15 protein-coding genes are annotated in these 12,178 nt (G+C 31.1%); 5 read left to right on the forward strand and 10 right to left on the reverse strand.

What is annotated here, in order from left to right; translation table 11 throughout:
• The first annotated feature begins 58 nt into the window (after window positions 1–58).
• Together NSR03_RS10230 and NSR03_RS10235 are read left to right on the forward strand one after the other, a co-directional pair.
• Entirely contained in the window at window positions 59–706 is a 648-nt protein-coding gene (locus NSR03_RS10230) for a hypothetical protein (protein ID WP_251469418.1), read from the forward strand.
• A gap of 14 nt (window positions 707–720) precedes the next feature.
• Window positions 721–924, forward strand: a complete 204-nt coding sequence (locus tag NSR03_RS10235) for a DUF6007 family protein (protein ID WP_069821228.1) — start codon at window positions 721–723, stop codon at window positions 922–924.
• A gap of 151 nt (window positions 925–1,075) precedes the next feature.
• On the opposite strand, the gene NSR03_RS10240 is transcribed toward NSR03_RS10235, so the two are convergent.
• Together NSR03_RS10240 and NSR03_RS10245 are read right to left on the reverse strand one after the other, a co-directional pair.
• Window positions 1,076–1,876 carry an ABC transporter permease gene (locus tag NSR03_RS10240; protein WP_069821223.1) on the reverse strand — a complete coding sequence of 267 codons (801 nt, stop codon included), beginning with the start codon at window positions 1,874–1,876 and terminating at the stop codon, window positions 1,076–1,078.
• A gap of 310 nt (window positions 1,877–2,186) precedes the next feature.
• A complete protein-coding gene (locus NSR03_RS10245) occupies window positions 2,187–3,008 on the reverse strand; it encodes an alpha/beta fold hydrolase (protein WP_069821018.1) in 822 nt (273 codons plus the stop codon).
• A gap of 347 nt (window positions 3,009–3,355) precedes the next feature.
• On the opposite strand from NSR03_RS10245, the gene NSR03_RS10250 reads away from it, so the two are divergent.
• Complete coding sequence (locus tag NSR03_RS10250; protein ID WP_002508476.1) at window positions 3,356–3,670, forward strand: antibiotic biosynthesis monooxygenase family protein; 315 nt, start codon at window positions 3,356–3,358, stop codon at window positions 3,668–3,670.
• Window positions 3,671–3,925: 255 nt separating this feature from the next.
• Here the strand turns inward: NSR03_RS10250 and NSR03_RS10255 are convergent, their stop codons facing one another.
• The 7 genes from NSR03_RS10255 to NSR03_RS10285 form a co-directional block, all read right to left on the reverse strand.
• Complete coding sequence (locus tag NSR03_RS10255) at window positions 3,926–4,456, reverse strand: MBL fold metallo-hydrolase (RefSeq protein ID WP_338009708.1); 531 nt, start codon at window positions 4,454–4,456, stop codon at window positions 3,926–3,928.
• A gap of 191 nt (window positions 4,457–4,647) precedes the next feature.
• Complete coding sequence (locus tag NSR03_RS10260; RefSeq protein WP_226957238.1) at window positions 4,648–4,845, reverse strand: SGNH/GDSL hydrolase family protein; 198 nt, start codon at window positions 4,843–4,845, stop codon at window positions 4,648–4,650.
• A 6-nt stretch (window positions 4,846–4,851) separates the two neighbouring features.
• A complete protein-coding gene (locus NSR03_RS10265) occupies window positions 4,852–5,388 on the reverse strand; it encodes an SGNH/GDSL hydrolase family protein (RefSeq protein WP_251469413.1) in 537 nt (178 codons plus the stop codon).
• A 165-nt stretch (window positions 5,389–5,553) separates the two neighbouring features.
• Entirely contained in the window at window positions 5,554–5,640 is an 87-nt protein-coding gene (locus tag NSR03_RS14475) for a hypothetical protein (RefSeq protein WP_081332209.1), read from the reverse strand.
• A 164-nt stretch (window positions 5,641–5,804) separates the two neighbouring features.
• On the reverse strand, window positions 5,805–6,788 hold the full coding sequence (locus tag NSR03_RS10275; protein WP_002508479.1) for an aldo/keto reductase: 984 nt from the start codon (window positions 6,786–6,788) through the stop codon (window positions 5,805–5,807).
• A 282-nt stretch (window positions 6,789–7,070) separates the two neighbouring features.
• On the reverse strand, window positions 7,071–8,147 hold the full coding sequence (locus NSR03_RS10280) for a branched-chain amino acid aminotransferase (protein ID WP_002508480.1): 1,077 nt from the start codon (window positions 8,145–8,147) through the stop codon (window positions 7,071–7,073).
• A 317-nt stretch (window positions 8,148–8,464) separates the two neighbouring features.
• Window positions 8,465–9,421, reverse strand: a complete 957-nt coding sequence (locus tag NSR03_RS10285; RefSeq protein ID WP_069821019.1) for an NAD-dependent epimerase/dehydratase family protein — start codon at window positions 9,419–9,421, stop codon at window positions 8,465–8,467.
• Window positions 9,422–9,879: 458 nt separating this feature from the next.
• Between NSR03_RS10285 and NSR03_RS10290 the strand changes: the two genes are divergently transcribed.
• On the forward strand, window positions 9,880–10,116 hold the full coding sequence (locus NSR03_RS10290) for a hypothetical protein (RefSeq protein WP_002511796.1): 237 nt from the start codon (window positions 9,880–9,882) through the stop codon (window positions 10,114–10,116).
• A gap of 103 nt (window positions 10,117–10,219) precedes the next feature.
• On the opposite strand, the gene NSR03_RS10295 is transcribed toward NSR03_RS10290, so the two are convergent.
• The gene (locus tag NSR03_RS10295; RefSeq protein ID WP_002508484.1) at window positions 10,220–10,705 is read right to left on the reverse strand and encodes an SRPBCC domain-containing protein; all 486 of its coding nucleotides are present in this window, start codon (window positions 10,703–10,705) and stop codon (window positions 10,220–10,222) included.
• Between the two features lie 418 nt (window positions 10,706–11,123).
• Between NSR03_RS10295 and NSR03_RS10300 the strand changes: the two genes are divergently transcribed.
• Window positions 11,124–12,131 (forward strand): fatty acid desaturase, encoded by a 1,008-nt coding sequence (locus NSR03_RS10300; RefSeq protein ID WP_069821020.1) that lies wholly within the window; start codon window positions 11,124–11,126, stop codon window positions 12,129–12,131.
• The last annotated feature ends 47 nt before the right edge of the window (window positions 12,132–12,178 follow it).

The following is a 12,178-nucleotide window of genomic DNA, read 5'->3' on the forward strand; positions in this document are numbered from 1 at the left end:
TAATAGAGTTTTAAAATATAAATATAGGAATTTTAAATATGTATAAAAAATAATTGTTATGTCACTTTATTTTTTGGTTGTACTTACAACCATTTTTAATTCTAATGGTAGTGCTGAGACATCAGATAATCAGCTCTCTCAAGATGACTTAGAAAAAATTAATCTGAATGACGTCACTAATCTTGATTCAACATTATCAAATTTGGGGTTAAGTAAAGATACTTTATTAGATAACAATAATAGAGTGAAAGGTGAAAAATCTGGTTTTATAAATGCAAAAGATAAGAATGGTGTGTATTATAACTTTTATCTAAACGAAAACACTATAGAATATTATAGTATTCAAACAAAAAAAGATAATGGAAATGCCACATTTGAACTCTATGATTTAAATAAGAATAGACTTTTAAATTCAGAAGTAAAGAAAAATGGAGAATTAATAAAAGAACAAACAGAAGATCAAAGTACAAATGGTGTTACTAGAGAAGCTGGCATAAATAAAGCTGCTTTTAAATGGGCTTGTATCTTTTCTAGTTACGTAGCTTGTGTAGGTGTTGCTGGCGCTGCTGGAGCAGGTGGTGCATTAGTTAGTGGACCATTTGGTGCTGCTGCAGGATTTGCTGGTGGAGCTGCTTGTAGATATATATTCCAAACAGCTGTTGATAAATATGGAAGTAAAGAAAAAGCATGTAGTGTGCTTGGATAAGTGAGAGTGATATGATGAGTAATTTGAAAGAGTCATTAAATGGTATGGGTTGGTTGGACTTAATATTTTTAGTACCAATGTTTTTATTATTTTCATACTTACCTGCACCTAACCTTGTAAGCATATTATTAAATATAATCATTGTAATTTTCTTTTCTTTTGGATTAGCATTTTCAACACATTTGATATGGAATTACATAAAAAAAGATCGAGATTAATAATCTCGATCTTTTTTTTGTAATTTTAGTTCACTTTCATATTCCACATACAAAGGATTACTTTTTAATTTTAAAGAGGGAGCAAACTTTTAAAGTTACATTAATTCCAATGCGTATTTTTGGAGTCAGTACATTAGTTTCAAACCATTTATTACATATAATCGGCAAATCTATCTCTAAAACGCATATGTAGGATTGATCCTAAACTAAAGATTAGAAGACAAAGGAAGATATTATACAATGCTAGTTCCCAATGCGTAATAAAATACCATTCGTGATGCAATATGGCTGCCCTATATCCTCCAGCTAAGAAGTATATTGGATTATATTGCATGACTGTCCCAACTATTTGGTTATTTGGTAAATAGAGTATAGAAGAGACGAAAAATATCATTCTCATTAAAGCTTGTAGAATTAAATGTATGTCTCTAATTAACATACTTAATGTTGATGCTAATAATGCTATAGCGTTGGTTAAAACTAACGCATAAAACAAATATATAAATAATTGTAAAGTATATATAGATGGCTTATATCCTCCAATGAAACAAACACTCATAACAATTACTAGTAGGAAAATATGACCATAGAATTTACTAAAAACGACATAACTAGGAATAATAGAAAGTGGGAAATTCATTTTAGCTACTTGATTAAATTTTGAAGTAATGGACTTACTACCCTCTAGCACACCTTCATTTACGAAAAACCACATACTAATACCAACAATCAGCCAATATATAAATGGGACGCCCTCCATTATCTTATTGCTTCTTAGAGCTAAACCAAAAATAAACCAAAAAACCGCAATTTGCATGGTGGGGTTAATTAATTCCCACGCCATTCCTAAATAATTCTTTTTGTTAGAAATTCTTAATTGAAATTCGGCTAATCTTCTTATTAAATATAAATTTTTCAATTGTTCTTTTAATACAAACCATATTGAATTCATTTAAACATATCACTCTTTCTAAATATAACGTCGATTTTACAAACAAATTAAATATTGATATATTTAATTTTAAATATAATTTTATGAAAAATATTTGTTGTTTATAATAATTATTTTATTAATTTTAAATTCTCTAATCATGTTTTTTAGCATTACTAAACTTTACAATAACTTAATAAAAGACACAACTATTTAAATATATAAAATAAATAATAGGTAGGTAAAAAAATGAGTATCGCTGTTAATATTCAAAATGTAAGTAAAGAATATCGAATTTATCGTAATAATAAAGAACTTTTTTTAAACTTTTCTATTTTAATATTGTGTTATTTAAAACATCTCTCAATGCTTCTACCATCTCATATTTTTTCTCTGTTGTGAATGAAACGTGGTTCCCTGGTACAGTAACATAAGGTTTATCTAGCTTTTCAGCAAGTACCCGAGCTGTTCTCGCATAATAAGCATCTTTACTGTCTGCGCCAGCCATAAATACGAGGGGCAAATTGTCTTTTTTTATTTTTTCTAAATCTGGTGTTTCACTCGAAATATGGGCATATTCATGTGCAAAAAAATATTCAAGCGAGTTTGCAATCATCCCATCTTTATCATCAATTACATCGTTTTCGCTTCCTGCAGGATTAAAACCAACAAGTGAGTTACTGAATTCTTTCATTGCAGCAAAAGGTCCCTTTTCTTTATAAGTGTTATAAACGAAATCAACATATTCATCCCACTTCTCAGCATCTGGTAAAACTTTCATAATCGCTGGTTCATGTAAAAACCCACCAGCAATAACCTCCGGATAATCTTCAATGAGTTTCAAACCAATAGCGGCCCCACCACTGTTCGCAAATAACAATACTTTTTCAATTTTCATATCACGAACGATAGCAAGGGCATCTCTAGCCTCTTGTGACACATCAAGATCTGCATTAAAATCTCCAGTACTTCTAGAATTGCATCTTCTATCGTAACGTACGACAGTATATTCGTCAGACAAAATAGAAGATAAATCGGAGTAAGTATCTGCATCACCACCAAATCCTACTATAGTTAATAGAATAGGACCTTTCCCTTTTACATCATAAAATATTTCTGCGCCTTCGGTAACTACACTTTTTGTATATGACATTTTAACCAGCTCCTGTTCAAATTTAACTCAAATTTATTTTAGCCTTTATATATACTCCTAAACAATATGCATTGTATCTACAATTGTTTAAAAATATACACTAAACCTATAAATGTTTAGTAACGTACAATTTCATCTAAAAATCCACAAAAATAAATAGCACCCTAAAACAATGTTTGGGTGCTCTACTTTAAGTGATTCATTCAATATTTGTTCTACTTAGTGGGAATAAAGCAAAGACACTTTGGTTGAATAAATCACAGAATATTAATTTAATGCATTTCATATGTTTTAACTTTTTATTTTTGCTAAAATTTAGTCAATAGCGTTAAGGAGGAATGAAATACATGTTCATAGCACAAGCCAATTTTACAGCTTCTTTAGAAGATAGAGCGATTTTGGATAACAAAATAAGCCATGCTAAAGATGATTTTTCAGGATATGATGGTTTAATAGACGTAGAAATTTGGAAAAACGAAACAAAATCTAAAATTTCATACTCTATCGTATCGAAATGGAATGAAAAAAAGGATTTCCAAGCATGGGTGTCACGTCCAGCACATGTTGAAGAACATAAAAATATGCGCAAGGAAGAAAAAGAAAATACTAAACCTACAAGTATTGAAAAACAAATAAAACAATTTGAGTTACTAGATATATAAAATATAATCGATAATTATCACGATAATTATCATAAGAGACACTTCTTTTAAAAAGAAGTGTCTCAGAGTGCCGACACAGTTTCTGACTGTGTCGGCATTTTTTGCACGTTTTCTTAGGACCAGATTCTGTAGTATTAGTATAGTGCTTTATTAACTGTTCAGAAATAAATATGAAGTGCTTTCTATATCCGTATTAATTTCTAGTAATCACTTACTACGTATAGTAGAAACTATCTTATATTTAATTTTCATTATTTAAAAAGTATATTTATCCCCATCGTTTGGTACTTTAAGTTGTGAAGAAAATTGTTTTTCTTTTGCGAATTGCTTTAAATACTCTCTTGAAAGGTTCCAATGATTTACAGCTTCCATATGAACAACGATGATCTCAGATGATGGCATTAATTTAGCAACTTCATAAATATCATTTTCATCCATAACCAACGAACCGCCTTCATTAAATTGGTTATCTCCACCATTAACAACTATGATTTCAGGGTTATAAGTTTTTAAAGTTTTTTCAACTTCTTCATACCAAACTGTATCGCCAGCAATGTATAATGATTTTTCATTATCCTGTTGAAATATCAAACCACACACTTTACCTGCAATTTTCACTATATCACCACGACCGTGTTGACCTGGTGTTTTAATCACTTGGATATCTCCGATTTGATTTGTATCTTCTAAAGCTTCAACATCTGTGAACCCAACATTTTTTACTTCTTCAGCATCTTCACTGTTCTGTGTGTAAATTTTAATATCTATTCTGTAAGTTATACAAATATTTAAGTTTTATTTTTTTATTCTCAATAATTATAAGTAGACATGTTAAGAAGAGACTGCTTTTTTCTGTTATGTTCCCTTCAAAGTAGACACTTAAAAAGTGAAATCTTTGGAGGGTCTTTTTTATGTCTCGTAAACTTTAAGTTGAAAAACATTAGCAAGAAGTAAGCTCGATTTTAAAAAGGTAGCTCTTAATCATTTAATATATCATTAAGCTTTTCAGAGAATATTGGTGTATACAAATATCGGTAACCCTTTTGTGTTGGATGGGCATCATCTGCCATCATCGTTTTATCATCTTTAGCTAGTTTATTTATTATCTTGTCTCCCCATACATCAATAATATGGATATCCCATTTATTTTTTATTTCTAATAGTTTCTTAATCAAAAATTCCTAATAAGGGTCTTTATCACGTATACAAGTATAAAATACAATAGGACAACCCCAATTTTCTTTAATATATGAAATAATAAATTCGATGGCACCTATGATTGTTTCCGTATCAAAATCATTAATACTATAAGATTCACTGATTGATCCTATAGGCTTGTTGAATCTTGCGTCATTTGTAGATAACTGACATACAAAGGCATTTAATTTGTTATCTGTAGAAACATTGCTTTTTAATCTTTCTACATAACTTGATTTTTGTTTACCAGCTAGTGTTGTACCTGATTGAGCTTCTTTAATTGTATCCACACCATATTCTTTATTTAAAAATGCTACAAATGAATTACCTTTAGCTGCAGCACCATAAGTAATTGAAGAACCTAAAAACAATATTCTTTTATTATTCAAATTACTGTTTTTATCTAAATAACTTTCATTTGGTCCAAATTCATCTTTGTTACCTTTAATTATATTCGGTGTATTTTTGATTAAAGAGATTAATGTGCTTGTCGTCTGCATAATTGTTCTGAGTTTGTTCATCTATATGCCTCCTATTTATCCTGCTATTGTTCTTGAATTTCCTTTTCTATTACTTTGTCGTTAATTTCTACTGAATGCACTAGCTACTTTCTTCGTAGAAAAAACACCTCCGCATAAATTCATTTTAAGATGAATTCAGCGAAAGTGTCTTTGTTTTACTGCCACTCATTGGAGTCCGTTCACATCACCAAATAATATACACATATACCGGTCTCGGTAGTCAGTAATTTCCGACCCTGTTTCTGCACCAATAACTCATACTTTTTATTTTGTACAAAAATAATAAATCCATTCGCTATATTAAGCACATATGTAAATCCTACACAAGTAGCGTTAATATCAAGCACTCCTGCATTTTTTATCTAGTTTAGCTAATACATATGAACCCTGTGCAGTTATTTTGGCAATTTACTTTATTAATAAGTACCCATGATAGCATCTTTGACTTTTTCTTTGTAAAAGTTTTTAATTTTTAAATTTTCGTCCTCTGTGAAAGATTTAGTATCTAATGCCTCTAAATTTTGTTTCACTTGTGTCACATTTCTAAACCCTGGATTAATACAAGATATTTCTTTAGCATCTAAAATCCATCTTAATGCTGTACTTGCCATGGAAGAACGACCTTCTTTAATCCATGTTAGTTGATCGGATAATTCGACCCCTTTTTGAAAACCTAGTCCAGAAAATGTTTCACCTACATTAAAAGCTTCGCCATTTTCATTAAATTTACGATGATCATCTTCAGCAAATTGAGTTTTCGTTGTAAATTTTCCTGTCAACAATCCACTTGCAAGTGGCACTCTCGTAATGATGCCTACACCTTGTTGGTAAGCTTTAGGAATTAATTCCTCTAATGGTTTTTGGCGGAACATATTAAAAATAACCTGCAAGCTTGCTACATTAGGATATTCTAAACATATTAAACCTTCTTCAACTGACTCAACACTCACCCCATAATGTCTTATGAGACCTTCTTCTTTTAATTGGTCTAATACGTCAAAGACACTACCCTCTTTTAAAATTTCAGTAGCAGGGCAATGGATTTGAAACAAATCAATTGTATCTCTGTTTAATCGACGAAGACTATCTTCACAGTATGACTTTACCGTTTCATAACTATAATTTTGTGGGTCAGCAATATCCCCTTGTCGACAGAATTTTGTTGCAATATAAATTTCATCTTCTTTGCCAGCAGTCGCCTTAGCTAATAATTCTTCACTATGACCATCTCCATAAACATCAGCTGTATCAAAGAAATTCACGCCTTGATCAATTGCATATTCTAAAGCACTTAATGCATCTTCATCATTTGTTTCACCCCATGCACCACCTATTGCCCATGTACCAAAACTAACTTCACTGATCATCATACCTGTATTACCTAACTCGCGATATTTCATAAAATTTTCCTCCCCTTAAAATAAAAAAATAGTTCACCATCTCTATTTATATGCTTAATTTCATTTTTGTATAATTCTATGTTTTACACATGTTCTTTACCCTTTATTAGTAAAAGTAATAAGCATTAACTATTATTTTATATCTTTGTATAAATTAAAGTTATATTGTATTTTTTAAAGTATGATACATTAAATTTTGAAAAACAGACAATATAATTTGAATTACTAGATATATAAAATACAAAAGGCGCTTCTTTTAAAAGAAGCGCCTTTTGTATTTTATTAATATCTTGGTACAACGACTCTCCAACCTTGTGGGTCTTCAAGTTTACCACTTTGGATACCAGTGTAGTTGTTATATAAATCTTGCGTGATTTTACCAGTTTCATTGTTATTAATTACAATTTCAGTTTCGCCATATTTCAATTGTCCTACTGGAGAAATGACTGCTGCTGTACCTGTACCGAATACTTCAGTTAACTCACCTTTATTATGTGATTCAATCAATTCATCAATTGATACACGACGTTCTTCTACTTCATAGCCTAAATTGCCAGCTAATTCAATGACTGTTTTACGTGTAATACCAGGTAAAATACTACCGTTTAATTCTGGCGTTACAAGTTTGCCATTCTCTACGAAGAAGATGTTCATACTACCTACTTCTTCTACATATTTTTGCTCTACACCATCTAACCAAAGCACTTGGTCATAACCTTGTGCAGAAGCATTTGTTTGTGCTAATAAACTTGCCGCATAGTTTCCTGCGACTTTAGCGTGACCTACGCCACCACGAACGGCACGTACATATTCATCTTCTACATAAATCTTAGTTGGGCTTAATGACTCGCCACCATAATAAGAGCCTGATGGTGATAAAATGATAAGTAATTTATAAGAGTATGAAGGACGTACGCCTAATATACCTTCAGTCGCGAAAACGTATGGTCGTATGTAAAGTGATTGACCTTCACCCTCTGGTACCCAGTCACGTTCGATATCTACTAATTGTTTTAGACCTTCTAATACAACTTCTTCATCAACTTTCGGCATATCTAAACGAGATAAAGAGTCATTAATACGTTTAAAGTTCTCAGATGGACGGAACAAATCAACTTCGCCATCATGTTTATATGCTTTTAAGCCTTCAAATACAGCTTGCCCATAATGAAGTGCTTGAGCTGCTGGAGAAAGTTCAATTGGACCATAAGGCACAATCTTTAAATCATGCCATCCTTGATCAATATCGTAGTCGAAACTTAACATATAATCTGTGAAGTATTTTCCAAAACCTAAACCACTTGGATCCGGTTTTTCTTTAAGTGTTTCTCGTTGTACAAATTCAATTTTTTCTGACATGATTTTTCCTCCTAATGTTATTTCCTTGAGTATTACTTTAAATTATACCAATCCACAGGGCACTGTTCAATAATTTTCAAATAATTTAAAATATACTAAAAATGCACACTACTTACTTTCAAAAGTATTTTGTGATTAATAATATCCCAATATGTCTATAAAGCACTCGTATATCAACAATACCTATGCAAATATTGATGAATAATTTTTGTTTTAAAAAATGGCAGAGATTTGGGTCTACTCTTGCGTAAAAGCACTAAGCGAAGACTACAAGCTTAAAGCCCCCACTACTGTATGAGTGAGGGCTTTAAATTAGATTATCTTACTGTTTCTTTATCTTCTATAGCCTTTAACATCGTTTGAGTCATTTTAGTTAAATCATATTGTGGATTGAATCCCCATTCTGCACGTGCACAGCTAACATCTATACTGTTTGGCCAACTATTCGCGATAGACTGTCTTATTGGGTCTACATCATATTCTAATTGAAACTCAGGATAAAATTCTTGAATTGCTTCTTTCACCATTTCTGGTTCAATACTCATTGCACTTAAGTTATATGCATTACGATTAATTAATTTAACGCCGTCCGCTTCCATAAGTTGAATAATGGCATCTATGGCATCTTCCATATACATCATATCCATATATGTGTCTTTTTCGATAAAGCTAGTATAACGACCTTCTCTCACAGCTTTGAAATAAATATCTACCGCATAGTCTGTCGTACCGCCACCTGGTTCTTTTATGTGAGAAACTAAACCTGGGAATCTCACACTACGTATATCGACACCAAATTTATCGAAATAGTACTGACATAATAACTCTCCAGCAACTTTATTCACTCCATACATAGACGTTGGTCGTTGAATCGTCACTTGTGGTGTATTCACTTTAGGTGTTGAAGGTCCAAATGCGCCAATTGAACTTGGTGTAAAGAATTGCAAGTTGTGTTCACGTGCTGTTTCTAAAGCGTTCATTAAACCACCCATATTTAAATCCCAAGCAAATAATGGATTTTTTTCAGCAACGCCTGACAATAATGCTGCCATATGCATCATTGTGTCTGGCTTAAATGTCTCAACTAACTCAAACATACACGCTCTATCAGTAACATCTAATATTTCAAACGGCCCATCTACAATCGCTGAATCTGCTTCTGGTTGTTTAATATCTGTAGCTAAAACATTATCATTTCCATATAACATTCTACATTTCACTACGAGTTCGGTTCCAATTTGTCCTAAAGCACCTGTAATCATAATTTTTTTCATATTTCTATCTCCCCTTGTGCATTACAGAAACTGTAATGTTTTTCTCGTGCGTACACAATCCTTATTTTCAACTAAATTATACAATAAAAGCGCTTTATCGTATACATTGAGTGTACATTTTTTAAATGTTTTAGTATTTTAAATTTAAAACACACTCATTCAAACGTAAAAAACCCCCTTGCTACCATTAATAGCTAGGGGGTTAATGCACCAACATACTAAACTTTTGCCAATTTAGTTTTAACACCTTAGACTATATTATTGGATTGAACACACAGTATAATTGAGTTCCGTTCATTAGCTATGCAAACATAATGTTTAATACCCTGTTAATATAGATATTTTGATCATCTATACCACTTTCACAAAATTCATCTCAATAACAAGTACTTTAATGTATATTTTGAACAATAACTGATATTATTAATAAATAAATATGCAGTGAGAGGGATGACATAATGACTTATTTAATCATTATTTTATTCGCTGTTTTAATCATGTCATTAGTTTTAAGTTATTTTTGTTTTAAAGAAAGTAAAGCTGAAATTGACCAAAGTAAACAAGCGAAGCGTAGCGAAAACGAAAGAATAGGCGTAAAGCAACAGTCACATAAAGTACTAACCCTAGCCATCGTGTTACTTGTTTTCAGTGTACTCGTTTTAATAGGTATTATTTGGATTCTAATAGCAATGTAGATTCATTTATAAAAATTTAAAATGATTTAAATTTACAAATATATTTAAAAAGACGACCTTTTAGTTATAAGATCGTCTTTTTTGTATGCGATAAGCAGCTTTTTTACTTGTCATTTTCTAGTTTTATTTGCGCTTCGATAACTTCATTTTTACTATCAAAATCATAATTTTGAGAATTGAGCGGTTTCCCCGTTTCTACAATACTTTTTATACTTTCCATATGGAATTGCCAACCTGCAAAATCTATGATGATGTGTGGAAATTCAAATGGTAAATATTCAATAAATGTTAGTTCCGTTTGTTGAACTTTGTTATTTAATTCAAACTTCACATTCCCAATATCCCATGTAAAGCCAATCGTCTTATTTTCTTCAAGATGTGTGATTGTCATTTCTAAATCGTCTTCTTCCTCTAAATGGAAGTACATTTTTCCATTCACTTCTCTTTTTTCAAATGACAATTGTGGAAACCATTGCTGTATTCCTTCAGTAGTACTCAAATAATTAAATATCGTTTCCTTATCTCCATCTATATCTATTTGCAATGTTTGATAAACGCCTTGTCCATCTTTTGAATATTGTGTTTCCATATTTAAAGTTCTCCTCTCAATTCAAATATTATCTAGGAAAAATTTAAATTCTTAATTCTTCATGCTAATTTACCTAGACTCATTTAATACGTTTTACCCTTTTTCGTTATAAACTATTACTAATTCACATATATTTATTATGTGTCTCAACCAAATTTAATATGAGTAAAAAACTGAAATGACGCTATCCATGACCATTTAATTAGCTGCAATAGAGAATTAAATTTACCTATATTTTTCTCTTCACTCCCTTCTTTAATGCATCTTTTGCGTTTTCAAATTTCTCATTATTTTAAATTTTTCAATTTTTTTGTATAAATGTTTGTAAATTTCTATTTATTTATATACACTTAGTGAAATACTGGTGAGAGTATGTACTCTATTTTCAACTTATTCAGTAAAAGAAAGTTAGGTGTATATGGAAAAAGATAAGAAAAAGATGTTGAACAAAATGGTAAAACCTTTCGCAAAAACTAACTACACAAAAAGTACAATACAAATTATAAATACATTACTTCCTCTTATTGCAATTTTAGTAGTAAGCGGACTTTTATATAATGTGCATTGGTCATTAGCAATTATTAGTAGTATATTCGCGTCTATATTTTTAATTAGAACATTCATCATTTTTCACGATGCTTGTCACGGATCATATTTAAAAAAACAAAAGCACAATGATTTACTCGGAAACGCAACTGGTTTCCTTACGCTGTTTCCTTACAGAAAATGGCGTAGAGAACATTTAATTCACCATGCTGGTAGCGGTAATTTAGAAAAACGTGGTATCGGTGATATCTGGGTTATGACAGTAGAAGAATATACAGAAGCATCTAAATTCCAACGTTTAACGTATAGAATTTATCGTAACCCACTTGTGATGTTTGTATTAGGACCGTTCTTCTTAGTATTTATTTCTAATCGCTTTAATTCTAAAGACGCTAAAAAGAAAGAACGTATCAATACTTGGATGAACAACATTTTATTATTAGTCGTATACGGTGGTCTAATTTATCTATTAGGCGTAGGTCATTTCTTTGCAGTATTTGCACCAATGATCTTCATTGCTGGCATGTTAGGTATTTGGTTATTTTACATCCAACATACATTTGAAGATTCTTATTTCGAAGAAGCTTCTGAATGGGACTATGTAAAAGCAGCAATTGATGGTAGTTCGTACTATAAATTACCAAAAGTACTACATTGGGTTACAGGAAACATAGGTTATCATCATGTACATCATTTGAATCCTAGAATTCCTAACTACTCTTTAGAGGAAACACATGAAACTGTTACACCTCTACATCATGCAACATCTATTACGCTTAGAGAAAGTCTGACATCATTAAAATTCAAATTATATGATAAAAGTCATAAACGCTTTATCACTTTTAAAGAATTTTCACTTAGAAATAAACAACCATCATAAACACTTAATATTCAAACAAACAACAAAGGAGAAGTGCTTGTTAACCC

The organism is Staphylococcus sp. FSL W8-1207, from assembly GCF_038003745.1.
GTDB lineage: Bacteria > Bacillota > Bacilli > Staphylococcales > Staphylococcaceae > Staphylococcus > Staphylococcus equorum.